Origin of the sequence: Olsenella sp. oral taxon 809 str. F0356 (assembly GCF_000233535.1) — a bacterium.
Taxonomy (GTDB): domain Bacteria; phylum Actinomycetota; class Coriobacteriia; order Coriobacteriales; family Atopobiaceae; genus Olsenella_I; species Olsenella_I phocaeensis.
In genome coordinates this window covers 1,425,839-1,452,569 of sequence record NZ_JH376563.1, presented here as the reverse complement: position 1 = coordinate 1,452,569, position 26,731 = coordinate 1,425,839, and the positions used below count along the sequence as shown (strand labels likewise).

General features: G+C 68.6%; 19 protein-coding genes. 3 read left to right on the top strand and 16 right to left on the bottom strand.

What is annotated here, in order from left to right:
- Positions 1-3: 3 nt before the first annotated feature.
- The 12 genes from alaS to HMPREF1008_RS06465 form a co-directional block, all read right to left on the bottom strand.
- Positions 4-2,655 carry an alanine--tRNA ligase gene (gene alaS / locus HMPREF1008_RS06520; RefSeq protein WP_009279064.1) on the bottom strand — a complete coding sequence of 884 codons (2,652 nt, stop codon included), beginning with the start codon at positions 2,653-2,655 and terminating at the stop codon, positions 4-6.
- A gap of 97 nt (positions 2,656-2,752) precedes the next feature.
- Positions 2,753-4,108, bottom strand: coding sequence for an AI-2E family transporter (locus HMPREF1008_RS06515; protein WP_009279063.1), 1,356 nt, complete (start codon positions 4,106-4,108; stop codon positions 2,753-2,755).
- Between the two features lie 17 nt (positions 4,109-4,125).
- A complete protein-coding gene (locus HMPREF1008_RS06510) occupies positions 4,126-4,962 on the bottom strand; it encodes a SigB/SigF/SigG family RNA polymerase sigma factor (protein ID WP_009279062.1) in 837 nt (278 codons plus the stop codon).
- A complete protein-coding gene (locus HMPREF1008_RS06505; protein WP_009279061.1) occupies positions 4,955-5,338 on the bottom strand; it encodes a hypothetical protein in 384 nt (127 codons plus the stop codon). The genes HMPREF1008_RS06510 and HMPREF1008_RS06505 overlap by 8 nt, the downstream gene beginning before the upstream one ends.
- A gap of 78 nt (positions 5,339-5,416) precedes the next feature.
- Positions 5,417-6,031, bottom strand: a complete 615-nt coding sequence (locus tag HMPREF1008_RS09940) for a DUF948 domain-containing protein (protein WP_009279060.1) — start codon at positions 6,029-6,031, stop codon at positions 5,417-5,419.
- 63 nt (positions 6,032-6,094) lie between these two features.
- Positions 6,095-7,462 (bottom strand): replication-associated recombination protein A, encoded by a 1,368-nt coding sequence (locus tag HMPREF1008_RS06495; RefSeq protein WP_009279059.1) that lies wholly within the window; start codon positions 7,460-7,462, stop codon positions 6,095-6,097.
- A gap of 8 nt (positions 7,463-7,470) precedes the next feature.
- Complete coding sequence (locus HMPREF1008_RS06490) at positions 7,471-8,706, bottom strand: deoxyguanosinetriphosphate triphosphohydrolase family protein (protein WP_009279058.1); 1,236 nt, start codon at positions 8,704-8,706, stop codon at positions 7,471-7,473.
- Positions 8,707-8,821: 115 nt separating this feature from the next.
- Positions 8,822-10,816, bottom strand: coding sequence for a GNAT family N-acetyltransferase (locus HMPREF1008_RS11015; protein WP_156797621.1), 1,995 nt, complete (start codon positions 10,814-10,816; stop codon positions 8,822-8,824).
- A gap of 108 nt (positions 10,817-10,924) precedes the next feature.
- Complete coding sequence (locus tag HMPREF1008_RS06480) at positions 10,925-11,500, bottom strand: DNA-deoxyinosine glycosylase (RefSeq protein WP_009279056.1); 576 nt, start codon at positions 11,498-11,500, stop codon at positions 10,925-10,927.
- A gap of 1 nt (position 11,501) precedes the next feature.
- Positions 11,502-12,302: a metallophosphoesterase family protein gene (locus tag HMPREF1008_RS06475; protein WP_009279055.1), complete on the bottom strand. Its 801-nt coding sequence runs from the start codon at positions 12,300-12,302 to the stop codon at positions 11,502-11,504.
- Between the two features lie 69 nt (positions 12,303-12,371).
- Positions 12,372-12,884 (bottom strand): very short patch repair endonuclease, encoded by a 513-nt coding sequence (locus HMPREF1008_RS06470; protein WP_009279054.1) that lies wholly within the window; start codon positions 12,882-12,884, stop codon positions 12,372-12,374.
- A gap of 21 nt (positions 12,885-12,905) precedes the next feature.
- Positions 12,906-13,877, bottom strand: a complete 972-nt coding sequence (locus HMPREF1008_RS06465; RefSeq protein ID WP_009279053.1) for a hypothetical protein — start codon at positions 13,875-13,877, stop codon at positions 12,906-12,908.
- 209 nt (positions 13,878-14,086) lie between these two features.
- Between HMPREF1008_RS06465 and HMPREF1008_RS06460 the strand changes: the two genes are divergently transcribed.
- Positions 14,087-15,307, top strand: coding sequence for an MFS transporter (locus HMPREF1008_RS06460; protein ID WP_009279052.1), 1,221 nt, complete (start codon positions 14,087-14,089; stop codon positions 15,305-15,307).
- 285 nt (positions 15,308-15,592) lie between these two features.
- On the opposite strand, the gene HMPREF1008_RS06455 is transcribed toward HMPREF1008_RS06460, so the two are convergent.
- The 3 genes from HMPREF1008_RS06455 to HMPREF1008_RS06445 all read right to left on the bottom strand — a co-directional run bounded on the left by HMPREF1008_RS06455 (position 15,593) and on the right by HMPREF1008_RS06445 (position 18,557).
- Complete coding sequence (locus HMPREF1008_RS06455; protein WP_232202846.1) at positions 15,593-16,354, bottom strand: DUF5011 domain-containing protein; 762 nt, start codon at positions 16,352-16,354, stop codon at positions 15,593-15,595.
- A 490-nt stretch (positions 16,355-16,844) separates the two neighbouring features.
- Complete coding sequence (locus tag HMPREF1008_RS06450) at positions 16,845-17,684, bottom strand: DNA/RNA non-specific endonuclease (protein ID WP_232202845.1); 840 nt, start codon at positions 17,682-17,684, stop codon at positions 16,845-16,847.
- 15 nt (positions 17,685-17,699) lie between these two features.
- On the bottom strand, positions 17,700-18,557 hold the full coding sequence (locus HMPREF1008_RS06445) for an HAD family hydrolase (RefSeq protein WP_009279049.1): 858 nt from the start codon (positions 18,555-18,557) through the stop codon (positions 17,700-17,702).
- 80 nt (positions 18,558-18,637) lie between these two features.
- On the opposite strand from HMPREF1008_RS06445, the gene HMPREF1008_RS06440 reads away from it, so the two are divergent.
- Both HMPREF1008_RS06440 and HMPREF1008_RS06435 read left to right on the top strand, forming a co-directional pair.
- Positions 18,638-21,430, top strand: a complete 2,793-nt coding sequence (locus tag HMPREF1008_RS06440; protein WP_009279048.1) for a VWA-like domain-containing protein — start codon at positions 18,638-18,640, stop codon at positions 21,428-21,430.
- 70 nt (positions 21,431-21,500) lie between these two features.
- Positions 21,501-23,030, top strand: coding sequence for an ATP-binding protein (locus HMPREF1008_RS06435; RefSeq protein WP_009279047.1), 1,530 nt, complete (start codon positions 21,501-21,503; stop codon positions 23,028-23,030).
- A 53-nt stretch (positions 23,031-23,083) separates the two neighbouring features.
- Here HMPREF1008_RS06435 and HMPREF1008_RS06430 read toward each other — a convergent pair whose 3' ends face one another.
- On the bottom strand, positions 23,084-26,728 hold the full coding sequence (locus tag HMPREF1008_RS06430; RefSeq protein WP_009279046.1) for an FtsX-like permease family protein: 3,645 nt from the start codon (positions 26,726-26,728) through the stop codon (positions 23,084-23,086).
- Between the last annotated feature and the right edge of the window lie 3 nt (positions 26,729-26,731).

The following is a 26,731-nucleotide window of genomic DNA, read 5'->3' as shown; positions in this document are numbered from 1 at the left end:
CCGCTAGGCGCCCAGCATCTCTCGGGCGGCCTTCAGCGCCGCGTCGATTCCGGAGGCGTCGGTGCCGCCTGCCTGGGCCATGTTGGGCCTTCCGCCACCGCGGCCACCCACCAGCTGCGAGGCCTCCTTGACCAATGCACCGGCGGAGAAGCCCAGGGCGACGGCGTCGTCGGTCGCTGCCGCGAGCAGGGCGACCTTGCCGTCTGGCGTGGCGGAGGCGATGACGCAGGCGGCCTTCTGCCCGCCCATGCCGTCGCGGATGGTGTCCCAGGCGCTGCGGAGCTCCTTGCCCGAGAGGCCCTCGACGCGGGCGATGGCGCAGCGGTAGCCGCCCAGGTCGACCGCGGAGGAGATAGCCTGCGCCAGCTGGTCGCTGGAGGCACCCACCTTGGCCGCGTCCAGGCTCTTGCGCGCCTCGCGGAGCTCCGCCTCCAGGGCCTCGACGCGCGCCTTGAGGTCGGACGGGCGGCACTTGAGCGACGCCGCGACGTCTTCCAGGAGCTGCAGGCGCTCGTCCACGTACTCTATGGCGCCGGCGGAGGTCACGGCCTCGAGCCTGCGGGCGTTGGACCCCACGGAGCTCTCGCTCACGATCTTGAAGAAGCCGAGGTCGGCGGTGTTGCGGGCGTGGGTGCCGCCGCAGAGCTCGCGGGAGAAGGGCCTCTCGGACTCGCCGGTCGAGACCACGCGCACGACGTCGCCGTACTTCTCGCCGAAGAGGGCGACTGCACCGGACGCCTTGGCCTCCTCGATGCCCATGATCCTGGTCACGATGGGCTCGGCGGCGAAAATCTGCGCGTTGACCAGCCCCTCGACGCGCTCGACCTCGTCCTTGGTCATGGCCTCGAAGTGCGTGAAGTCGAAGCGCAGGCGGTCGGGGGCGACGAGGGAGCCCGCCTGGCTCACGTGCTCGCCCAGGACCTGCTTGAGCGCGGCGTCCAGGAGGTGGGTCGCGGTGTGGTTGCGTCGGATGAGCTCGCGGCGGCCGTGGTCGACCACGGCACGGAGCTCGCGGCCCTGGGCCACCTCACCCGCGACGACCTCCGCCACATGCCCCACAAGACCACCCTCGTGGTGGCGTGTGTCAGTGACCTGCAGGCTCAGGCCCTCTGCCAGGAGCCTGCCGGTGTCGCCCACCTGGCCGCCCATCTCGGCGTAGAAGGGAGTGCGGTCGAGGACGACCTCGACCCTCTGCCCCAGGGTGGCGGAGGGGACCTCCTCGCCGTCGCGGACGAGGGCCAGCACCCGGGCGCCCTCGAGCTCGTCGCTGTCGTAGCCCACGAACTCGGTCTGGGCGATGCGGTCGGAGAGGGAGACCCACACGTTGTTGGCCTTGCCCCAGGCGTCGCGGTTGGCCGTGGCGCGGGCGCGCTCGCGCTGGGCCTCCATGGCGCTGTCGAAGGCGCCCATGTCGATGCCATGGCCGGAGTTGGCGCAGATCTCGCGCGTGAGGTCGATGGGGAAGCCATAGGTGTCATGCAGCTTGAAGGCCACGGCGCCCGAGAGGTCCTCCCCCTCGCCCAGGGACTCGAGCTCGGCCTTGAGCATGGTCTCGCCGGCGTCCAGGGTTGCGCCGAAGCGCTCCTCCTCGGCGTTCACGATGCCGTCGATGAGGGCGCCGTTCTCCACCAGCTGCGGGTACACGTCCGCCATGAGGCTCGTGACCTCGTGGACGTAGCTGGAGAGGAAGCGTCCCTGGATGCCCAGGAGGCGTCCGTGGTAGACGGCGCGGCGCAGCAGGCGGCGCAGGACGTAGCCACGCCCCTCGTTGGAGGGCAGGATGCCGTCGCCGATCATGAACGAGACGGCGCGGCTGTGGTCCGCGACGATGCGCAGACTCTTGTCCACGGAGCCGGACTCGTGATAGGTCACACCTGCGAGCCGCTCGCCCACGCCGATGAGCGTGCGCAGCACGTCGCCCTCGTAGTTGGAGCCCTCGTGCTGCATGATCGCGGCGATGCGCTCCAGGCCCATTCCCGTGTCGATGTTGCGGTGGGGCAGCTCGGGCATGGAGCCGTCTTCCTGGCGGTCGTACTGGGTGAACACGAGGTTCCAGAACTCGAGGTAGCGGTCGCCGTCGTCGCCGGGCGCCTCTCCCTCGAAGTCGGGGCCCTGGTCGAAGTAGATCTCGGAGCAGGGACCGCAGGGACCGGTGGGGCCGGCGGCCCAGAAGTTGTCCTCCTCGCCCAGACGCGAGATGTGGTCATAGGCGACGCCCTGGGCGTGCCAGAGCTCGATCGCCTCGTCGTCGTCCTCGAAGACGGTCATGTAGAGGCGGTCCGCGGGAAGGCCGAGGTGCTCGGGGCTGGTGATGAACTCCCAGGCCCAGGCGATGGCATCGGCCTTGGTGTAGCCGCCGAACGAGAAGTTGCCCAGCATCTCGAAGAACGAGAGGTGGCGGGAGTCGCCGATGTTGTCGATGTCGTTCGTGCGCAGGCACTTCTGGCAGGAGGTGGCACCTATCTCCCTCATGGTCTTGGTGCCCTGGTAGTACTCCTTGAACTGGTTCATGCCGGCGTTGGCGAGGAGGAGCGAGGGGTCCTCGGGGACGAGCGAGGAGGACGGATAGAGCTTGCAGCCCTTCTCCTCGAAGAAGCGCAGGAAGTCGCTGCGAATCTGCGCGGTGGTCATGGTCTTGTAGTCAGAGCTGCTCATGCTTCTCCTTGTGGTTTTACTCGCGGCGGTGGCGCCGAGCCAACCCATATATCATACGTGGCGCGCCCTTCGAGCGCGGCTGGGAATTGCCACTCAGCTACTTCTCTTCATCGTCTGCGCCAGACCTGCCGCGCATGGCATGCCGCGCGACGTTTTGCACCCGCGCCCCCAGGCCGACCCCGGCCGCGTCCGGCCGGGGCTCGGGCCGCACCGCATGCAGGCCCTCGGGGCTCACCAGCCGCGTGCTCTCGAAGAAGCGGTCGTCGTCCAGGGCGTCGAAGGAGGGCTCGATGCGCCCCTCCTCGTCGCGGAAGGGGGTGCTCCTGAACAGCGCCCCGTCGTACGAGACGAGCTGCCGTCCGCTCTTCGACTCGAAGAAGTAGACGAAGACGCTGCGGGCCGCGGCGGTGAGCGGTATCGCCAGCGCCATGCCCAAGACCCCGCCCAAGGCGTTGCCGATCACGATGCCCAGAAGCGAGAGCGCCGGATGCACCTTGACCGACGACTGCATGACCAGGGGAGAAACCACGTTGTCCGTCAGGTTCTGCACCACCACCGACACGAGCAGGGCCTCGAGGGCGAGCACGGGGCTCACCGAGAGCGCGAGCAGCACGGCGAGGGCGGAGGCGATCCAAGGCCCCACCACGGGCACGAAGTGGAACACGCCCATCGCGATGGCCATGAGCCCCGCGTAGGGGTGTCCCATGAGCGCGTAGCCCACGAAGGCGAGGAGCCCGCCCACGAGCGAGGTGATGGTAACGCCCCTCATGTAGCCGCCCACGGACCGGCTCATCACGGCGAGGAGCACCGAGAGGTCCCTGCCGTGCGCGGGGCCGGCGATGACCATGAGCTCGCGCGCAATCCTTGGGTAGTCCTTCGCGAACCAGTAGCCCAGGACGAGGCCGAGGAAGAGGGTGAAGAGCCCTCCCACGGCAGAGACGGCGTTGCGCACGATGCCGCTGGAGAGCCGCTCCACCAGCTCGGAGGAGGTGTTGAGGCCCAGGTTGGATATGGCGGTCACGAACTGGTCGAGGCTCTGCTGGACCTCTACGGTCTTGTCGCTGCCAAAGGACTCCCAGAACCCGCCCATGGTCGCGCGCAGCTGCGAGACGTACACGGGCGTCCTCTGCAGGACCTCGAGCAGCTGGCTCATGAAGGGCGGTCCCAGCAGGACGAAGACGAGGGACGCGACGAGGAGCACGAGCAGGAGGGAGGCGAGCGCGGCGAGCGCGCGGCCCACTCCTCTCCCCTCGAGCCAGTTGGTGATGGGGCTGCAGACGAAGCCGACGACCACCCCCACGATGAGGAGCTCCACCGCGGGCCACACGATCACGAGCGCGCGGCTGGCCAGCCAGACGGCGAGCAGGCAGCCCACGGTCGCCCAAGCCCGCAGGGCGACCCTGCGGGCCCTTTCGTCGCTGGCGCCACGGTCGTGGGCGTCGGTCTGGGGCATGAGGGCTCCCTTCCGGCCTAGCGCATGAGCCCCTCGGGGTCGATCTTCTCCTGGACCTTCTTGAGCGTGCGCCTCAGGAGGCGCGACACCTGCACCTGGGAGATGCCGAGCTTCTTCGCTATCTCGACCTGGGTGAGGCCGTCGATGAAGCGCATGCGTATGATCTCCTGCTCGCGCGGAGAGAAGTCGCGGATGGTGTCCTCGATGACCATGCGGTCGTCAGAGGAGGCGAGCTCCTCGTCCTCGCTGGCGTAGTGGTCCAGGACCGAGGGGCTGTCGTCGTCCCCACCCGAGCTCGGCGCCTCGAGCGAGACCGAGCTGTAGGCGCTGGAGGACTCCATCGCCTCGAGCACCTCGTCCACCGTGGAGTCGAGCTCGCGGGCTATCTCCTCCACCGAGGGGCTGCGCTGCAGCTCCTTCGTGAGCTCGTCGGTCACCTGGTTGACCTTGGCCGAGAGCTCCTGCAGGCGACGGGGCACGCGCACCGACCAGCCCTTGTCGCGGAAGTGGCGCTTGATCTCTCCCGTGATGGTGGGCGTGGCGAAGGTCGTGAACTCGAGGCCGCGCTCGGGGTCGAAGCGGTCGATGGCCTTGATGAGGCCGATGGAGCCCACCTGGATGAGGTCGTCCAGCGGCTCGCCGCGGTTCTTGAACTTGGACGCGAGGAAGCGGACCAGGTTCAGGTGGCTCTCGATGAGCTGCTCGCGGGCCTCCTCGTCGCCCTCCTCCTTGTAGCGGCGGAAGAGCTCGCGCGTGCGCCCCTTGTCCCAGGCGAGCTTGCCGTGGGTGAGGCGCGCGGAGCTCCTACGACGGCGGCGCTCGGCCGAGGCGGACGTTGCGTCGAGGCTAGGCATGGGCAACGACCGTGCCCTTCGCGAGGTGCAGGACGCCCTCCTCGGTGATGTCGAACTCGTCGCAGATGGCCGAGAGGAGCAGGCCCACCATCTCGAGGCCATCCTCCCCTGCGCCCCCCTCCGACTCGTCGGGCTCGCCCTCGCCCAGCACGAAGTCCATGCGCACGGCACGCTCGCCCAGGCGGAAGCTGATGTCGCAGGACTCGGGACGGGTCGCGCAGCAGTAGACGAAGCCCTCCTCGGCGGCCATGCGGACGTCCTCCACGTCGTCCACGCTCATGTCGCAGGCGACGGCGAGGCTCGCCGCGGTCATGCGCACGGCGCGCGCGTACTTCGCCTCGGCGGGAACGCTCAGGCGAACCATGTTCTCGGTCATTTCTCTCCTTGTCAGGGGCGCTGTCAGGCGACGCCCGCGTGGTGTGTGGTCGATCCTCGGCTGGGAAGGAGGCCGATGCTACTCCTCGGCGTCGCCCTCGTTCGTGGTGGCGTCGCCGCCCTCGCCCGCCGCCCCCTGTGCCTTGGGGCTGCCATCCTTGGGGTCGTCACCCTTGGGGCCGCCGTAGGTCACGTACCCCGTGGGCTCCTTGGCGCGATGCGGCGTGGCAGTCGGTCCATCCGCAAGCGAGGCGTCGTCAGCGGGGGCGAGCTTGGCCGAGCCGCGCTCGCCAGGCACGTGGGCGAGGCGTGAGACGATTCCGTTCACCGAGTTCGCCGCGTTGTTGGCGACCTTGGTCACGGCGTCGGTCACGCCGACGGCGGTGCCGGACACGGTGGAGACGTCGCCCAGGATGCCGTTCACGCGCTCGAGGCTGACGTTTGCCTGCGTCACGGCGACGTCGAGCTTCGCCGCGATGGGGTCGGCCTGCTTCAGCGCGGGCTGCAGCTCGTCCATGACCCCGTCCAGCTTCGAGATGATGGGCTGCACCTGCTCGATCGTCTCGTTCGCAGACCTCGTCACCTCCTCGACGGAGGAGCGGGCCTTCCTGAGGGTGAACGCCAGCTCGACGACCGCCCATATCGCCGCGGCCACGAGTACCAGGATCAAGATGCCAAGAGGTGTGAGGTCCATGACCTGCCCTTCCCTAGTGCGTGGGCCGCAACGCACGGCGCGGCCACGTGGTCGGGTCCAATTCTAGCCGTTCGTGCCGTCCTGGCCAGGACGGCCGTCCTGCGCGTCAAGACGGTCCCTTCCCGAGGCCTCCACGCGCCAGGCCTCCCAGCCCCTCGGCCCCGGATGGTAGAAGTCTCCCCGCGAGAGCCCGTCGGGAAGGTACTGCTGGGGCACCCAACCCGCCGGGAAGTCGTGGGGGTACAGGTAGGCGGCATAGCCCTCGGAACCCGGGCGATGGCGGTCGCGCAGGTGGCTGGGCACCTCCCGGCGTGGCCCCTCGCGCACCTCGCGCAGGGCGGCGTCGACGCCCGCCTCGGCGGCGTTGGACTTCGGGGCGAGCGCCATGTAGGTGGCCGCCTGCGCCAGGTTGATGCGGCACTCCGGGTATCCGATGACCTCGGTCGCCCTGAAGGCGGCCTCGGCCACGAGGAGGGCCTGGGGATCGGCGTTGCCTATGTCCTCGGAGGCGAGGATGAAGATGCGGCGCGCGATGAACTTGGGGTCCTCGCCCGCGTCGATCATGCGGGCGAGCCAGTAGAGGGCCGCGTCGGGGTCGCTCCCGCGCATCGACTTGATGAAGGCGGAGATGACGTCGTAGTGCATGTCGCCGGACTTGTCGTAGCTGAGGCCGCGGCGGGGGTTCGCCTCGCGCACGTGCTCGGAGGTGATGGCGAGGGGATGGGCCGGGTCCGCCTCGGCGGGGTCGCCCGTGGGGAGCGCCATCTGGCTCGCGAGTTCGAGGGAGGTGAGGGCGGCCCGACCGTCCCCGCCAGCCAGGGTCACGACGTCACGCAGGGCCTCGTCCTCGATGGTGAAGGCCCCGGCCAGGCCCTGGGGGTCCGCCACCGCCCGCAGAACCAGCGTACGCAGGGAGTCGTCGTCGAGGGGCTGGAGCTCGACCACCCGCGAGCGGCTGATGAGCGCTGAGTTGACCTCGAAGTAGGGGTTCTCGGTCGTGGCACCCACGAGGACGACCACGCGGTCCTCCACGGCGTGCAGCAGCGCATCCTGCTGCGAGCGGTTGAAGCGGTGGATCTCGTCCACGAAGAGGATGGTGCGCCTTCCCTGGACGAGTAGGCGGCTCTCCGCCGCGTCCACCTCGCGACGGAGGTCCTTCACCGTGCCCGTCACGGCCGAGACCTCGACGAACTCGGCATGGGTGCCATTGGCGATGATCCACGCGAGCGTGGTCTTGCCCGTGCCGGCGGGCCCGTAGAGGAGGACGGACGAGAGCGTGTCGTGCTCTATGGCCCGCCTCAGCCACGACCCCTCCCCCACGGCCTGCTCCTGGCCCACGAACTCGTCGAGGGTCTGGGGCCGCATTCGCACGGCGAGAGGGGCGTTGGCTTTGCGCTTGTAGCGCTCGACGCTTGAGAAGAGGGTGTCCATGTGGCCCTCTACGCCCGCACGCCGTCGAAGTAGCGCCGCCTGGGGAAGAGCGACCTAGCCTCGGGGAAGGTCTCCTGGCAGATCGCCACGAAGTAGTCGTCGGTCATGGCGCTGATGAAGTCGCAGACGGTCTGGTCGGGGTCCGTCTCCCAGTCGTACTCGCGCCCGTAGTGGCCCAGGTGCCGCTGGAGCGGGAGCACGTGGTGCTGGAACACGGCGCTGCCCTCGTCACCCTCGGCCAGGGCATCCAGCTCGTGCTCGTAGAGGCGGTGGAAGTACTCCCCCACCTCGCGCGAGAAGTCGCCGTTGACCTCCGCCGAGCGGTAGATCTTCTGGTAGTTCTCGCGCTTCGCGCGCCTGAGCTCGGCGAACCCCTCCACGCTCAGGGCGATGCGGTCCTTGCCCAGGCTGTTCTCGACCACGTCGGCCACGAAGGCCGAGAGCGCCCACGCGTTGTAGGCGCCTCCCAGGCCGTCGTCGAAGCTGTCCTCGTCGCAGATGCCGGCGCGGATGGCGTCCTGCCGGTCCTTGCCCACGTAGGCGATGATGTCCGACACGCGGACGACGCAGCCCTCGAGGGTCATGGGGCGCAGGCGCCCGATGGCATACTCGCCCGTCTCCCAGCAGCCCGCCACCACGCGGTCGAAGGTGTCGAAGTTGGTGAGCCCGCTGGTCTCGAGCCGCTGCTGCTCGAACTCGCCGTTGTGGCAGATCACGCCGTCGAGGGTCTGGAGCGAGAGGTTGCGCCCGTAGAGGCGGTCGAGCACGCGCACGCTCTGCACGTTGTGGAAGAACCAGCGCCCCGTGCGCTCGTGGAAGACGTCGTTGAGGCACTTCTCGCCCACGTGGCCGAAGGGCGTGTGCCCCAGGTCGTGGCCCAGGGCTATGGCCTCGATGAGGTCCAGGTTGAGCCCCAGGGCGCGGCCGATGTCCCGCGCGACCCTGCCCACGAGCTGCTCGTGGAGGCCGCGGCGGCAGAGGTCGTCGTTGGGCCTGAACGAGAAGACCTGGGTCTTTCCGTTGAGCCGGTTGTAGGCGGGGATGTGGAGGATCTTCTCCGTGTCGCGCACGAAGGCGGGGCGCAGGGCGCTGTCCTGGTCGCGCTCGTCGTCGCGGCGGATCGCCGCGAGGTCCGAGGTCGCGTAGTGCGAGAGCGTGCCCGACGCGCGCTGCTCGCGCACGCGCGCGGCCGCCTCGTCGGAAAGGCGCCCCGTGAGCAGCGGCGCCAGCCTGTTGGTCTGCATGGTCCCTCCCGGCATGGCCTCGACCGTCAGGGACGCGAGCCTCCGCGCTGCACCTGGGCGACGTCAGCCATGTGATAGCTGTCCTCTGACGCCCAGTATAGGAGCAGCCTGGGACCTAGTGCCTGGGGCCGTCCCCCGCACATGCCGGTGGCTCGTCCGTCTGCGCGGTATCTCCACCTTGCGCGGGCTCCTCGCCCGCACCGTGGGCCCAGCCGTCGCCGGCCCCCTCAGGCGCGACCACCTCCCCCGCCTCGGGAGCGCGGGATATGTAGCAGCTCTCGTTGGCAGCCTGGACCTTGAGACCAAGGCGTCGCTGCAGCCTGAGGGAGTCCCTGTTCTCCGGCCACACCTCGCACCAGGGCCTGAGGCCACGCGCCAGCTGGTCCTCGATCTTGGCGCGCTCGAGCGCCTCTCCCCAGCCCCTGCCCCTGTGCTCGGGGAAGACCTCCAACATGCCCATGGAGCCACCGGGGTGCTCGCCCACGAACCCCACCAGCTCGCCGCCCTCGAAGCCCCCCAGCAGGAGTCCCTGCTTGAGCAGCCCCTCGAGCTCCCCTTGGCGCAGGTACTCCGGGTGGGAGTAGCGCTCCCTCACGACACTCGCGAAGGAGGCGTCAAGGGGACGGACCTCGCGCGGACGAGAGGGACGGTGCCCCTTCGCCGCTGGCTTGGGCCGCCCCTGACACACGCAGATGCTCACGGGGCTCACGGACTCGAGCCCCAGGGTGAGGCACACGTCGCGAACGAGCGCCGGCTCGAGGCAGTACACGAGCTCGACGTCGTCCAGCATGAGCAGGACGTCGTGCGCGAGCTCCCGGTCGCGGCCCCAGATGGTGACCTGGCCGGGCACCAGCGAGAGGGCCACGCAGCCCTCCTCCGCGAACAGCACCTCTCCGATGCCCCTCCTCAGCTCCTCCTGCAGGGGGAAGCAGCGCCGCGGCGCGCCCTCGAGCAGGGTTTGCGCCCGCGTGCGGCGCTCCTCCACGTCGCCTCGCCGCATCATCATGCGAACCCAGAGCCTGCGTGCGAGCTGGCGCGAGCCCTCTGCGTTGGGATGCTCGAAGCCGTCCGCCATGAGCGAGGCCCTGTGGTCCAGCAGCCGCCCCCCGTCCAGGAGGGTCATCTGGTCGTGCGGGGCGCAGTGGGCCGCCAGGAAGAGGGGCACGCTCCGCCAGCAGCTCATGGAGTGGGAGGGGTAGGCCTCCTCGTCGTGCCAGAGGGGCGACATGACCCAGATGGGGACCCTGGACCAGAGGCGCGAGAGCTCGAGCAGGTAGCCCCTGACGTCGCGCGTCACCAGGCGCTCGCGGCAGGGCTCGTAGCGATAGTTTGCCCCCAGCTCCACGACGATGCAGGCGGGGTCGACCGCCTGGGCGAGCCCCAGGAGCGTCCCCGGCTGGAACACCTGCCCACCTATGCCCTGGTTCACGAGGTCCAGGTCCAGGCGGGACGCCAGGAGGGCGGGCCAGGCCTGGAAGGGGTCGTCCGAGACGAACCCCTGGGCGATTGAGTCCCCCAGGACGAGGAGCTCCCGACGGGCGGCGACCCCCCTCACGAAGCTCCCGTTGCCCACGACGTCGCGAAGCCGGCATCCGCGCAGGCAGGGAAGCCAGATGCGCACGTGGTGCGTGTCTCCCATGCCGGGGAGCTGCATGACGCCATCGGCCGGGGCGGCGTCGGGGTCGTCGAGCGAGAAGACCACGCAGTCGTCGTCGCCGGAGGGCTGTCGCAGGCCCAGGTGCCTGCCGTCCACCTCGCAGGAAACGCCGTCGTGAGGGAACGCCTCCCCCTCAGGGTCCACGTAATCGAGCACCGCACGGGTGCCCCGGGGCTCGTCGTCGAGCAGGAGTTCGAGGGCGACCTCTGACGAGTCCGTCGTGAACTCGAGCGTCACGCCGGCGGTCGTGCGGGCCATCTGGCGGTACAGGCCGGGGTGCCAGGCCTGGCAGCTCCCCAGGGCGCGCATCTGGATGGGCGAGAAGCGCCAGGGCCGCACCCAGCCCTCTCCCTCGTCGCTCGTCCTCAGGGCGCCATGCAGGAGCTCGCGCGCGCTCGCCGAGGCAAGCGTCCGCTGCGATCCGGGCGTCATGTCCATGTCACGAAGCCTCATCGACGTCTCTCTCATTTGAGCTGCGGTCATCGCCGTTGGGCACTGACATTCTCTCAGAGCGTGCCGACGTCAGGCAAGGTTGGCGCAAAAAAGCCAGTAGCGGGGCCGCTACCCGCCCACCGCGTCCCGGGACAGGCAGGGCGGGTCGCTCCCCTCCGCGGCCTCGCGCACCACGGCGTAGGCCCGGACCAGGTCGTCGAGGCGCCACCGGGCGTTGGCGGGGCTCGTCGAGGGCAGCGCCACGCAGGGCACGCCCAGGACGGGCTCGACGTGACGGCGGTAGAGCCGCGCCGCAGTCGAGCCCGTGCAGAACACGCGGCAGATGGGGGCTGCCCTGAGGATGGGCCCGAGGTCGTTGGGGACGGGATTCGCGATGGACGAGTCTGATGCCCCCGCGATGTCGCAGCTCGCCAGCACGTCATGCAGGGCAAGACGATGGCGGCGCAGGAGGTCCCGGCGACCCTCGACGCTGTTGGGAGGCTCCTCATCCCAGAGGGCGGAGAGCACGCGCCAGAAGCGGTTCTGGGGGTTCCCGTAGTGGTAGCCCCTCTCGCGCGAGAGCGGGCTGGGGAGGCTCCCCAGGACGAGCACCCTGGAGTCCGCGTCGAAGACGGCGGGAAGCGGGGACTCGACGTGCCTCAGCGGCCGGGTCGCGCCCCTCCCGGCGTCACGGCCGGAGGGCACGCTACTCTCCCTCGCGGACGGGCTCGTAGAACTCCATGCCATCATCCAGACGCAGCATGCAGACCTTCCCGAAGCCCGCGCCGCCCGCGGCGCCGCAGTCGATGTCCCAGCGGTCCGAGACGCCGCCCGTGGCCTCGCAGGCCCCGACTCTGACCATCTGGCAGAGCCCGTCATCCGCCCTCGAGGGCCGCTCGGGCAGGTCCGCCATGCCGTCCAGGTACGCCGTCGGCGTGTGGCCCGCGATCACGATGGGACCGCGCCCCGCCTCGTCGAGGAGGTTCGTGGACCGCCCCCAGAAGTCCTCGCGGATCCAGAGGAGGTCGTCCACGAGCTGCCGGTCCAGGAGGTCGAGCAGCGCCTGGGCGTCCCAGGACTCGCGGGGAGAGAGCCCGTCGGCGCGGATGCCCGCGTGCACCAGGATGTAGGGCCTCTCGCCCACCTGGGTGATGGCGCAGACGGGAAGCTGCTCCACCCAGCCGAGGAGCTCGGTGCGCGACGCCTCGTCGAGCCCGTCGAGGCCCGCCTGGGTGCTCGCCGCGCCGTTGGTCTGCCAGTTGTACTGGCGGATGGGGTCGTCGGGCTGCTCGAGGCACGAGAGGAGGAGGTCCTCGTGGTTGCCCATGAGGACGGTGCAGCCGGGGAGGTCGCGACAGCAGCGCATGACCCCCACGGGATCGGGCCCGCGGTCGATCATGTCGCCTAGCATGAAGAGGCTGTCACCCTCGCCGGGGGCGATGCGCTCCAGCAGGCGGTCGAGGGGGGCAAGGTGCCCATGCACGTCCGAGAACACGTAGGTTGACACGAGCGTCCCTCCTCAGGTGGCAGTGCGTCGCCCCTCTGGCTACGGCGCTGCCTGGCAATGTCTCACAGTCTAGCGGTAGTGCCCCGACGCGTGCCTGCCCGACCTTATGGTCCTGAGCCTCCAGCCCGGCAGGGACCCGGCCTCCACGATGCGCCCCGCGTGCGTTCCGGCACCGCCCGCCCGCTCGACCTGCGTCACCACATCGCGCATCGTGGGCTCGAAGCGCTCGCCCTTGAGGTGGCATTCCCAGACCACGACCACCGTCCAGCCGTCCTCCATGAGCAGGACCTGGTCACGCTCGTCACGAGCCCTGTTGCGGTTGAACTTCGCCTCCCAGAACTCGACGTTGGACTTGGGCATGCGCAGGTCGCAATGGGGGCAGCGATGCCAGAAGCAGCCGTTCACGAAGATCGCCACCTTGCGGCCGGGATAGCAGATGTCGGGCCTCCCGGCCGCCTTCTTCCAGTGCAGGCGATAGCCGGGGTAGCCCGCGGCGCGCAGGGCCTCCCTCACCCTGAGCTCGGGCTTGGTGTCCTCGCTCTTGTTGGCCTGCATCACATGGCGCGTGGCAAGGCTGGTCATGCTGCGGGAGCGCCGCCTTCCCTACTCGCCGGCATCAGGGTCGTCCGGGTCAACCGGCATGCCCGAAAAGTTGAGGTCGCGGGAGAGGCGCAGGCTCGCCGCGTAGTCGAACGAGGGCGAGAAGAACGTCGTGACGTTGTCGAAGACCTCCTCCAGGGCGTCCTCGTATATGTCCCAGAAGCTGTCGGTGCTCGAGACGCCCTCCACGAAGGGATGGCTCCAGACATGGTGGTCGTGATTGTCGAAGGCCGAGGTCCTCTCGGCCCGCACGCGATGCGCCATGGCGCCATAGAGCGAGTAGCGCTTGTGGCCGACGAGGCGCTCCAATGGCGCAAGGACGCGGGCCTTGCCCTGGCGGGGGGTGTAGAAGAGGCGCTGCATGAGCCTGAATGCCTTGACGGCGCGCGTGTAGCAGTCGAGGTCCAGGGTGCGGCTGTAGGTCCAGAGGCCCATGTAGAAGTACAGCTTGTCGATGATGGCGAGGGTCTGGTCGCTGGCGTGCAGCACCTCCTCGTAGGGCCTGTAGTCCGCGACCGTCTTGCCCGTCTTGGTATAGAGCACCATCTCGTCCAGGTCGCGCTCGATCTCTGCGTGCACCTCTCCCCCGTCGGAGCGGTCGAGCCCGTCCACGCCGGCGTCGCAGATGGCGTACTCGTTAAAGAACACGAGGGGGTGCATGGCCCGGTCGAGCGTGTAGTGGCAGAGAAAGCCAGCGGCGTAGGCCTCACCCACGGGGCGCTCCTCGCGCGTGAGCATCGAGAGCGCGTCATGGAGCGAGAGCAGGAGCTTGGCAGGGCGGGCGTGGTGCATGAGGCCACCCACGCGGTTGCCCTTGGAGACGCGGGGGTCGGCCACCAGGTAGAAGAGGGGGTCCGGGCCCTGGTTGCCCAGGAAGAAGGCATCGTGCTCCTCGACGGAGAGCAGGCCCAGGCGGGAGAAGACGTCGGCGTAGGCGTCCCTGCCAAAGAAGTCGTGGGTGAGAATCGCGGGCACGGTGGCTCCTTCCTTCCGTCGTCCCACCCATGGTGCGGTTTATCACCTTGCGATGCAAGGGGCACTTGGACCCGTGCCCACCGGGTGCCCCGGCCCCGCCGCAGAGCCCTGGTGAGGGGCCGTTGGGCCTGAGCGGCGGGGATCGCGTACGAGGGCGCACATACAATATGCAAGAAATGCGCGATGGGCCCTGCTGGGAGGGAGCAGAGATGGCACGCACCAGGTTCACGAAGGCCGAGAAGAGCTGGATCATGTACGACGTTGGCAACTCGGCCCTCGTGCTGCTCGCGACGAGCGTCATCCCCATCTACTTCAAGTCGCTGGCCGATGGGCCCGCGCTCGTGGCCTGGAGCTACGGGGAGACCGTCGCCTCCCTGGTCATAGCCCTGCTCATGCCCATCCTCGGCTCCATAGCCGACATGCAGGGCATGAAGAAGAAGTTCGTCCTGGGCACGGTGCTCACGGGCGTCGTCGCCACCGTGGGAATGGGGTTCCCCACCAACGCGATGGCCTTCCTGGTCGTGTACGTCATCTCGTCGGTGATGCTCAACTCGTCGATCGTGTTCTACGACGCGCTCCTGGTCGATGCGACCACCGACGAGCACATGGACGAGGTTTCGAGCCAGGGCTACGCCTGGGGATACATCGGCAGCTGCGTGCCCTTCGTGGTCTGCCTCGCCGTCGTGCTCCTGCGCGAGCGGCTGGGCCTGGCGCTGCAGACCTCCATGCAGATCTCGTTCGCCGTCACCGCGGCCTGGTGGCTCGCCTTCACGATCCCGATGCTGCGCGACGTGGAGCAGACCCACTACAAGCCGCTCGAGAGCCACGCCCTCTCCAAGGCAGTGCGGGGCATCGGCTCGACCCTGCGCTGCATCGGCGGAGACGAGGCCCTGCGCACCTACATGCTGGCGTACTTCTTCTACATCGACGGCGTGCACACCATCATCAAGCTCTCCACGAGCTATGGGTCCGACCTCGGGATCGACGGCACCCAGCTCGTGCTCGCCCTGCTGGTGACGCAGTTCGTGGCCTTCCCCTCGGCCATCGCCTACGGCAAGCTGGGCAGCCGGGTGGGCACCCGCAAGATGATCCTGGTGGGCATCGCGGGCTACACCTTCATCACGCTCTTTGCCGCCTTCTTCCTCCGCAGCGCCGCCGAATTCTGGTTCCTCGCCATCATGGTGGGACTCTTCCAGGGCGGGCTTCAGGCGCTCTCGCGCTCCGAGTTCGGAAAGCTCTGCCCCAAGGACCACGCCAACGAGTACTTCGGCTTCTTCGACATCTTCGGCAAGTACGCCGCCATCCTGGGAACCTTCATCGTGGGCACCATGACGGCGGTCACGGGAAGCGGGTCTCTGGGCGTGCTGTCCATCGTCGTGCTCTTCGTCATCGGCTTCGTCCTGATGACCCGCGTGCCCGAGCGCAGGTAGCGCCGGCGACGGCCGAACCCGCGGGCCACGGGCCATGGGCTATGGGCCGCGAGCCACTGGCCAATTCCCGGCTGCCCTGGGGCGCCCGCTTCGAGCGCCTCGCACGGATTGCCAGCGAAGCGCGCATTCTATTTTTAGAATGCGCGCTTCGTCTCAAAATGCCAGGTCGGCATATGGGGGTGCGCATTCTAAAAATAGAATGCGCACGTGGCAACTCCCCACAAGGGAAGAGGGCAGGTCATTCTCAGACGCAGCCATGTGCTGACGACTAGGCGGGAGATTCCGCTAGGGGTTGCAGTGGCCGCAGGGGCTATACCCCTGGACGATGAGCTCCTCGCGCGTCGACTCCACGACTTTCTTGTTCTTGTCCTTCATTCGGCTAATGTCGCGGCATCCCTCGCGATGAAACTTGTGGGTATGGGTGTTGAGCACGTATGTCTGGGTCTGGGGCTCTGACGCGGGGACTACCGAAGTCGGTTCCTGGGCTGATGAGGCCTCCTGTTGGGCCGTGGAGGCATCGGGGGACTTCTCCTCTGGCTTGGAGGACACCTCGACTCTGAAGGACTTCTTGGCGCTGTTTCCGCTTGCATCGCAAGCTCTGACCACGAGCTCGTAGCTGCCCGGAACGTTGGTGTCAACCGACCCGTCGATGAGGTACCAGCCCACTTCGTAGAAGTTCTTCCCATCCTGGCTTCCCTTGGGGACTGGCTCCTCCTCCACGCGTGGCAGAGCCCCATCCACCGGATCTGCCGTGACACTCACGTTGGAGGCCACGTCGAGGCCATCCCCCTGCACAATCCCCAGCACGTCCTGTGCGAGAGTGATGTTGGGAGCGCGGGTGTCACGCACCTCGAAGGCGACGTTCTGCTCCTTCGTCTTGTCGCCCAGGTGGATGACATAGCTCAGCTCCTGTCGCCCGAGCCTCCTAAGGTCGATACCGCCAGAGGCGGAGACCTCCGCGCCCTCGTCGGAGCATCTCACGAGAGTCAGGGGATCAACGGGAAGGTCGGAGTACTCGAGCACCCCAGTCGTAGGGGTGAGATTCACCGCATCCAGCCTTGCCTGCATTTCGTCCGTCCGCCCCTCCGTCGAGGGAGCCTCCCCGCTGTTTTGGACAGTGCTCGCCCCTGCGGAGTAGCAGGCCGTAAGGAAGAGGGCGAGGGCTGCCGGCAGCCAGTAGCGTCCCGCCCTACGTGCCCAGGCGCGCGCGTCGAAGTCTCCTCGACGAAGGTGAGGCAGCCGGTTCGATAGCTGCTTCACCGGAGCAAGGAAGAACGCCGCCAAAACGAAGAGCAGCGAGGAAAGACTGGGAAGGAAGCAAAATGAGAGGAGGAGACAGGCTCCCGTACAAGCCCAGCGAAAGACGCTCCCCGCAAAGCCGAACGCCCAGCCCTTCCAAAGCCTGCGCAGCATGAGCTCCCCCTTGCAAGGAAGTGAACCTGGAATGTGTGATCGTGAGTCCAAGGATAGGTTTCCGGATGCCTTCCAGGACAAGATATGCACGGGGCAGAAGGGAGCGGCAAGCGGGGTACGCCAGCTAGGAGACGCTGGCAAACTCGCCCGTGTGGTAGTCGATCCGGTAGCCCTTCGCGGCGTTGTACACCTCGAGACGCTCGTCGATCTGCCCGTCAGACGAGAGGACGTCCACCATGACCGAGCGGCAGATGGGCTCGTCCCCCTCGTAGAGGGGCGTTGCCACGTACTGGACGCTCACGTCGGGATACACCTCCAGCCAGCTGCGGATGGCCGACTCGAACATGTCCATTCCGCCCTGCCCGTCGTTGGCGCCGACGTTCTGCATCCTCGTCCCGCAGACCAGGTTCTGCAGCTCGTCGCTCCCGCCCAGGGACTTGGCGAGCAGGTGGCTGCGGTTCCAGAACCAGCCGTGGTAGATGCGCCCGTCAGGGAGCTCGATGGATGCCTCCTCGTTGTGGGAGGGCCACCCGGATGGGTCTGGGAGGGAGCGCGAACGCGCCCTGGCACGACCCTCGTCCATCATCTGACGCGTGATGCACGCACGCACGCGACCCGTCCTCCCCAGCGCGTCCAGTCCTTCGTAGACGACCTTCCCCGGCTCGAGCGGCTCTGCGACCTCGGCCGTGCCGACCAGGCGAACGTAGTTGGGGCTCTCCTGCTCCGACCAGCTGGTGTAGGCGAGAGCGCCCGGCTCCGTCGACGCGGCATCGATGGAAGTCCCCGGATCGCCGTCCTCCGAGGGGGACGTCTGGGACCTCGCGGCCATGGGTTGCGCCCCGGGCACCCCATAGGGGGCGGTGGCCAGGACGCCCAGGGCGACGGCAAGGCCGCAGGCGACAAGGAAGTTGCGCCATGCCCTCCTGCCTGCCCTGTTTGGAGAGGGGCCTTTTGCAAACGCCACGGGAGGGCGAGCCACCTAGTCCCTCGAGACCTCGTCGGGAATGGCCAGGTCTCCTCCGCTCCGCGCGATGGCCTCCATGACCCGTGCCGGAGCGTCGTCGAGGTCGCGGGCGATGTGGAAGCTCGCCGTTCGCTTCGCCTCGTCGCTGCCGTTCTCCACGCAGACCGAGTTGGGAAGGCGACGCATGAGGGCGAGGTCGTTCTCGGAGTCCCCGAAGAACGCCACCTCGTCCGTCGCGAGCCCAAGGGCCTCGAGGAGGAGGTCAAGTGCCGTGCCCTTGTTCCAGCCGCGGGGCATGACGTCCAGGAAACCGGGGGCGGGAGAGACGAAGTCGAGCTCCGGCGCCGCGACGGCAAGCTCCTGGCGGACCTCTGCAAACCTCGTGGTGGAGCCGCTGCAGAGGAAGCCCACCGTGAGGATGGGGCAGTCGGGCAGCTCGGGGGCAAGGGTGACGTCCACGCGCCCGCCCTCGCTGGTGCGCATCCCCGCCGCCTCCTCGGCGCTCGCCCCCAGGAGCAGGCGCTCCGCGCTCCCGTCGGAACGGGCCGGCCCATGGGTCACCAGGCCGCAGTCACGCTGGCTCGCGGCGTAGTCGACGACCTTCTGGAGCGCATGGCGGTCGAGCTCCCGCCTGTACACCACCTCGCCACCCGCCAAGACGTACTTGCCATTGGCGAGGATGCCGTTCTCTATGGTGACGCTTCCCTTGCCGAAGAAGCCCATCACGTCCTCGAGCTCGCGCCCGCTTGCCGGGCCGAAGCCGATTCCCGCCCGTCGCAGCGCCTCGATTGCCGCAATCGTCCGCGCGGAGACCTCCTGATGCCCAAAGGGCAGCAAGGTGCCGTCCATGTCGCAAAGAACAAGCCGTATCATGCGAATTCTCCCAGCGTCGGCCAACCGCGCGGACGCGGGGCGAGTCTCGTGTGAGATAGTAAGCCAAAAAAGGGAGGGACATGGCCCAGACGAGCGCGGAACGCAACGCACGAGACATGCTCGAGCAGGCGCGCAAGCTCATCCGGAGCGGTCACTCCTCCCGTGCGGCGACGGCATGCCGTGCCCTCGCCGACGTGCGGCGCGAGCTCTCCGCCCAAGAGGCGGTGGACCTCCTGGAGCGCGCCTGCTGCATGGCGGACGCCTCCGTGGTGGAGGCAGTTTGGCAGGCCTTCTCGGGAGACTTCGCCTACAGCGGCTGGGCGCTCGCGCTGGCCCTGCGCTGCGCCCGCGAGGACGTGGCTCGCCTGCTCCTCTCCCGGGGCGTGGACCTCCTGGGAGGCGTCCGGCACCCGCGCGCGATTCGCTCCCTCCTCCCCCACGAGGGGGTGTTCACCCGCTTCGACCTCGTGCGAGAGAGTCCTACCCTCTTCGTGAACAACATGGACCCCACGGTCTCGACCGAGGTCTTCGAGCCCTTCACGGGCAGGGAGCAGCTCGCCGGGCCGCCCTATGCGCCAGAGGTCGACCTCGCCGCCAGCTGCGGGCTCGTCGCACGCCTGGCCGAGGAGGGGCTCTTTGACGCCACGGTGTTCGACGACCTGCTGCGCGCCAGCGCCGTCAAGGCCTGGAAGGCCCTGCGCCATGCCGACCGGCGCGACGAGGATGTGGCCGGAACCTGCCTGGGGCTTGCGCGAAGGCTCCTCGAGCTCCATCGCGAGCGCGGCATGGGGGACTCCAACATCGAGCACGTCCTGGGAAACCTCATAGTCCCCCGGGCGGACCCGGCCATCGTCGCCTTCGTCTGCAAAACGGAACCCCAGGTCTTCCTGGGAAGGCTGGTCGCCCTCGGGTGGCTCCGCGAGGACGGCGAGCTGCTGCGCTCGATGGTGCCCCTGCTCAGCGCGGGCAGCGAGGAGCAGAACCGTGCCGTCCTGGTCTGCTGCGCCAGGAACTCGTTCCTGGACGAGCTCGGGCTGCTCGAATCCTGGCCGCGCACCATGACCGAGCGAAACCTCCGGGAGGCCATCCGGGCGGCAAGCGAGGCGGGCCGCGCCGAGGCCGTAGCCTGGCTGCTGGCACGGCTCAAGGGGGTGGGCGACGCGGCGGCCCTGCGGCCCGCGGCCGCCAGGCAAGCCCTTGGGGACGACGTGGGACTAAACCCCTCGCGAAGGGTCAAGGGCCTTGCGTCGTCCCAGCCCAGCCACATCGTCTCGACTCCTTCCGGGCCTCTCCCTGACGCAGGGGAAGACGATGGGGCCCAAGGCGAGAGGGACGCCCTCGCGCTGGAGGTGGTCTCGCTCGCCCGAGACGCCCTCCTCGCCCAGAACCCCTTCCTCGCCTCCAGCATGGGCCTGCTCGAGCTGGCGCCCCGGGAGCTGGGGGGCACGTCCCTCTCGACCGATGGCGGGACGCTCTGGTACGACCCCACCCGCATCCTCGACGAGTTCCGCGCCACGCACGAGCCCCCCGTCCACGAGATCGCCCACCTCTTCGTGCACTGCCTGCTCCTGCATCCCTTCGTAGACGCCAGCGTGGACGCAAGGTCATGGGACCTCGCCGCCAACATCGTGGCCGAGGGCCTCTCCACCGAGCTGGTGGGCCCGCGCGAGGGAGAGCGCGGGAAGAAGATCGCCGCGGTGATGGAACAGCTCCGCGACGCCTTCGAAGGGCGCGTCACGACCGAGAGGCTCTATGGGCGCCTGCGCAGGGGCTGCTGGGACAACATGCGCGAGGTCTGGGAGGAGCTCTTCCGCGTGGACGACCACGCGCCCTGGCACCCCCGTGCGGCAGACCAGCCCACCGACGAGGGCGACGGGGCGGACGCGCAGGACGGCCCCTCCGACGGCCAGGCGGATTCCCAACGCCGCAGGAGCTCGCAGGGCCAGGACCAGGGCTCCGCAGGCTCGGACGGGCACGGAAGCGGGGGCGACTACCGCGACGACATCTGGGACGAGGACGAGGGGGACGTCAAGGGAGAGGGGCCCTCCGAGGCCGAGGGTCCTGCCCACGGCTCCCCGCGCCCCCAGCAGGCACCGGCCCGCGACCCTGCCGCGGAGAGCGCACGGCGGGAGGAGGAATGGAGGGAGGCGGCCAAGTCGATCCGCGTCGACCTGCAGACGCTCTCGAGGCAGAGCGGCCAGCGCGTGGGAGGGCTCGTCGGCGAGCTCGAGGTCTCCTCCCACGAACGGGTGGACTACCGCGAGTTCCTGCGGCAGTTCGCCGTCCAGAACGAGGAGATGCGCCTCTCGCAGGACGAGTTCGACTACGTCTTCTACACCTACGGACTCGAACTCTATGGAGACACGCCCCTCGTCGAGCCACTCGAGTTCAGGGACGAGCGGCGCATCCGCGACTTCGCCCTGGTCATAGACACCTCGAGCTCGGTCACGCGCGAGGTGGTGCAGCAGTTCGTCGATGCCAGCTTCGACGTCCTCAGCAGCGAGTCAAGCTGGGCCGCCCGCACCAACATCCACATCATCCAGGCGGACCTGCGCGTGCAGAGCGACGTGCGGATATCCTCCGTCGCGGACCTCGACCGCTGGAGGCGCGACATCAAGCTCAGGGGCTTCGGCGGCACCGACTTCCGCCCCGCCTTCCGCTACGTGAACGACCTCCTCGCCAACGGGGAGTTCGACGACCTGCAGGGCCTCATCTACTTCACCGACGGCTGGGGCATCTACCCCGACCGGATGCCGCCCTACAAGACGACCTTCGTCTTCTACGACGAGGACCACCGTCCCGAGCTGGTGCCACCTTGGGCGTTGCAGATCACGCTCCATCCCGGGGAGTTCGAGTCGCTCTCCGTCTACTAGCGAGCGCCAGCACGACCAGGCGGGCAAGCGCGCAACAGGGAGCCAGACGCGCTCCGAGGAAGGAAGAAACGTGAACATACGATCGGCGACCGAACAGATCGAGGGTGCCGTCAGGGCCTACCTGGCAAAGGACGAGCACGGGCTCTATCTCGTGCCACCCCAGATGCAACGGCCCATCATAGTGATGGGCCCTCCCGGCGTGGGCAAGACCGCCGTGGTGGCCCAGGTCGCCGACAGGCTGGGCGTCAACTTCGTCTCGTACTCCATCACGCACCACACGCGACAGAGCGCCCTAGGGCTCCCCTACATCGCCGAGGCGGAGTTTGGGGGCAGGACCTACCGCGTGAGCCGCTACACCATGAGCGAGATCGTCGCGGCGGCATACGACAGCATCGAGGCCACGGGCGTCAACGAGGGCATCCTCTTCCTGGACGAGGTCAACTGCGCGAGCGAGACGCTCATGCCCGCCATGCTGCAGTTCCTCCAATACAAGACCTTCGGCCAGCATCGCCTGCCCGAGGGCTGGGCCATAGTCTGCGCCGGCAACCCACCGGAGTACAACCGGGCGGCGCGGGAGTTCGACCCCGCGATGATGGACCGCCTCAAGCGCATCGACGTGGAGCCCGACTTCGAGGTGTGGATGGACTACGCCGTCACCCATGGGGTGCACCCGGCCATCACCACCTACCTCTCCAGCAAGCCCGCGAACTTCTACAAGGTGCGCGCAAGCGTGAACGGGACGCGCATGGTCACGGCACGGGGCTGGGAGGACCTCTCGCGCATGCTCCTCGCCTACGCCCACGAGGGAATCGAGACGGGCCAGGAGCTCGTCTCCCAGTACCTCCAGGACAAGCAGGTCAGCGAGGACTTCTCGCTCTACCTCAGGCTCTTCGAGAAGTACCAGGACGACTACAAGGTCGCGGACATACTTTCCGGAAGCGCGGGCGAGGACATCTGCGGTAGGGCGGCCAGGGCGCCCTTCGACGAGCGCGTCGCGCTGGTGAACCTCCTCCTGGACGCGCTGGTGTCCCAGGCACACGCGGTCGATGCCCGGGAGCTCGCCCTTTCCGACGTGAGATCGGAGCTCGGCCTGCGCGAGGGGGACGCCGGTACGCCCGCCGCGCAGGGAGGAGCCGGGAGGCTGGCGGCGCTTGCGGCCAAGGCCCAGGACGAGCTTGCGGAGGCACGCTCCAAGGGAGGGGTTCCCGAGGGAAGGCTCCTGAGGCTCGCCGGGCGCCAGGAGCTCCTCGAGGGGCTGCGGGCGCTTCTCGCCCGAATAGAGTCCGAGCGGCGCCCCGAGACGGACGCGCAACGCGTGGCGGAGCGGCTGTCGTCCCGACTCGACGAGCACGCACGCGAGCTCGAGGCCGAGGCCACGAGCTGCGCCCGGGGACTCGACCACGCCCTCGACTTCCTCGACGGCTGCTTCGGCGAGGGCCAGGAGCTGCTAGTCTTCGTCACCCACCTGGCGGTCGACCCCACCTTTATGGGCTTCGTCGCCAACCATGGGTCCGATTCCCTCGCCCGCCACGGCAGCGCCCTCATGCTCCACGAGCGCGGGAGCGAACTCCTGGGCAGGATCGAGGCCCTGGGCAGGTAGGGACTGCCCCGCAATGGACCCCGCGCCTGCCCAGGGCGGGCGCGGGGCCTCGGCTACTCGACGCTCTTGAGCGACTCGACCATGTCGACGCCGTCGAGCTTGTGGCGCATCGCCAGGAGCACCAGACCCGTGAACAGCAGGGTGAGCGCGAAGGCGACGGCGAAGCTCTGCGGGTGTATCTCGCGGCCGAACATGACGTAGTCGACCTCGGCGGTGGTGACGACGAAGTTCTCGAGCCAGGCCCCGAGGAACATCCCCAGGACGTCCCCCAGAAGCGAGAGGATCCAGATCTCGCGGAAGATGTAGACGTATACCTCGCGCCGGGTGAAGCCCAGGACCTTGAGGCTCGCGATCTCCCTCACGCGCTCCCCGATGTTGATGTTGGTCAGGTTGTAGAGCACGATGAAGGCGAGGGCCGCCGCAGATACGACGAGCACCACGACCACGGCGTTCACCGCGCTCAGCATGCTCCGGTAGGTGTCTATCGTCTCCTCGCTGAAGAGCACGGTGGAGACCTCGTGCCACCCGTGCAGCTCGCGCGCGATCTGGCTGCGGGCCTCCGGGTCCTTCGTGCAGTTGGCGAGTATGGTCGAGAAGGCGGGGACCTCCTGCCGCGCGCGCCACCAGGCACCGCGCCCCACGTAGACGTAGTTCCCGACGTAGTTCTCGACCACGCCGGTCACCGTGAGGCGCAGGCCCTCGCCCACGGCGTTGCCCACCTCGTCCTGTTCGTAGACGGTGACCTGATCCCCCACCCCGACGCCGCAGAGGGTGGCGAGCTTCTCGCTCACCAGCACGGAGTCGTCCGTGAAGTCGACCCGCGCGCCGCCCAGACGCTCCCTGAAGCTCACGAGCGAGCGCAACTCGGCGGACGCGCGGGGGACCACCACGCTCACGCGCGTGGTGTCGGTGGCAGAGCTGCCCTCCCCGGGGCCCGTAGCCTGCATGTTCGTTTCCTGTACGCGGCAGAGGTCCTCCACCTCGCCCGTGGACTCGAGGAAGTCGACGACCGAGCTCACGTCCAGCTCGTCGGCGGAGGCGCTCAGGCCCACCGTGGTGTCGTAATGGACGATGGGACCAAACTGCCTGTCGATGATGTCCCATATGGAGTCGTGCAGTCCCAGCCCGACGAGCAGGAGGGCGGCGCACCCCGATATGCCGATCACCGTCATGAGCAGGCGGCGCTTGTAGCGGAAGAGGTTGCGCAGGGTCACCTTCCACGAGAACGAGACGCGCGCCCAGAGGGGGCCCATGCGCTCGAGCAGGATGCGCTTGCCAGGCTTGGGGGCACGCGGGAGGAGGAGAGACGCCGGGGTCTCGCGCAGGCTGCTGATGACGGCCGCCCAGGTCGCCAGGAGGGTCACGCCCACGCCCAGGCCGCCCGCGAGGAGGGCGGAGCGCGGCTCGACAGGCAGGGGGAACCCCAGCGGCGGTAGCGCGTAGATGATCGAGTACGAGCTCATGATGATGTGGGGCAGGAGCTGGGAGAGGAGCGCGATCCCCAGGACGGCTCCCGTCCCCGCCGCGAGCCCGGCATAGAGGAGGTATCTGAGCGCGATCTGCGCCTTGCCGTACCCCAGGGCCTTGTAGCTGCCAATCTGCATGCGTTCGTCCTCCACCGTGCGCGTCATGGTGGTGAGCGACACCAGCGCCGCCACGAGGAAGAAGAAGAGGGGGAAGACGTTGGCTATGGAGTCGATGCGCTTGCTGTCCGCGCTGTAGGTCGCCGCCCCCTCGCTCTGGCCGCGGTCGAGCACGTAGAAGTCGGGCAGCTCGATGGAATCGATCTTCTCCTGCGCGTCCTCGAGCTGCCTGCGGGCGTCAAAGAAGCGCCTGCCAGCCTCGTCCTTACCGCTGCGATACTCCGCCAGCCCCTCCTCGTAACGCGCCCGCGCGTCGTCCAGCCTCTGGCGGGAGGAGGCCAGCTCCCGCGCCGCTACGTCGAGCTTGTCCTTTGCGCTGGCCAAAGACTCGTTGGCATCACGTTTTTTCTGGTCGAGCTCGGCCTGCCCGGCGTCGAGGCGCGCCCTTCCGTCCTCGAGCTGCCGTCGCCCCTCGACGAGCCGGGACTCGGAGTCCACGAGCTTCGCAGCAGACTCGCGGGCGGCCGCAAGTGCCTCGAGCTCCTGCTCCGAGGGAAGTTGGGACTCGATTGTGGCGATGCCGGCCTCGAGTTCCGGAAGGTACGCCACGCTGGCATCGAGCCCGGCCAGACTCTGCTCGAGCTGTTCGAGCTGCGCCCTCGCCTGGTCGAGCTGCTCCTGCATCTGGGGCGTGAAGCCCTCCTGCAGGAGCTCCTTGGCCTCCTCGAGCCGCTCCACGGCAGATCTCGCCTGAGCTATGCCCCCCACGAGTGCCTCCCGCTGCGAGGCCGCCTCCTCGATCTGGGACCTCTGGGCCTTCAAGGCCTCGAGCTGCTCGCGTGCCGAGGCCAACTGGGCAAGGCGGTCGTCGAGGGCCGCGAGGAGCTCCGAGGCGCTCCCGCCCATCCCCTGTGTCGCAAGGGCTGAGGACAGGGCGTCGTAGCCCTCCCTCCATTCGGACTCTGCCGCCGCGAGTGCGGCCTCCTTCTGGTCGAGGAGGTCGCGCTGCTCGTCTATTTGCCCCTGGGCGTCCGCGAGCTGTCGCTCGGCGTCCGCCTTCTGGTCGCGGTAGGTGGAGAGGCCCTCCTCGTACTCGGCCTGGCCCGCATCGAGCGACGCCCGACCGCTGGAGATGCTCTTCTCGGCATCGTCGAGCTCCGCCTTCGCCTCAGCCAGCTTCCCGTAGGTCTCGCCGTGCTGTTCCTCGTACTCCGCCCACTTCTCGTCGAGCCCCGACTGGGCCTTCGCCCTGAGGTCCTCCTGGCGCTCACGCTCGAGGACGCTGGCCTTCCCCTCGAGCGCCGCCTTCACCCTGCCCACGACGTCAAAGTAGGCGTCCGACTCGCTCAGCTCCTCGCGTGCGCCCCTCACCGTCAGGTATGCCTCGCCGTAGGGGCTCGCGTCCTTGAAGGCCTCCTCGCCGACGAAGACGAGCTGCTCGATCGAGCCGCTTCCCAGCTTGGTCGACCCAAGGCTTCCCGTGTAGGGATGGACGGGGGAGCTGACCGTGCCCACGACTTCGAGCCTGCGCGCCTCGAAGAGGTCCGCGAAGCCCTTGCCGCCGTAGAGGACGTCGACCTTTTGGCCCTCACCTGCCTTCACCGGGGCGTCGGAGCAGACGACGCACTCGTCCGGACCCTCGGGCCAGCGACCGCTCCTCAGAAGGAGCCTGTTCAGGTAGGAGTCGTCGTCCGACTCGACGGAGCCGCTGCCCAGCTGCCTCGATGACTCCGCGCTTCCCGTCCTAATCGAGCTGATCCGGACGGCAAGCTGCTCGTCGCCCAGGCGGGCCATGGCATCGACGGAGCGCGAGGGCATGACGTCCTCGACGCCGTCGACCTCCGCCAGACGCTCGAGGTCGGCGACGTCGAGCCCCAGCGTGCTGATGACTCGCAGGTCCCAGAGCCTCGTCTCGTCGTAGTAACGGTCGGCGGCGAGCCTCATGTCCGCACCGCTCGCCTGCAGGCCGGCAAAGAACCCGCACCCCAGCGCGACGATGCCCATGATGGCGAGGAAGCGGCCGAGGGAGCCCCTCACGCCGCGCGCGAGCTCAACCCAGAAGGCAAGGCGCCTCCCACGGCGCGTCGACCTGGCCTTGTCGGGCCCACCCGGCATGGG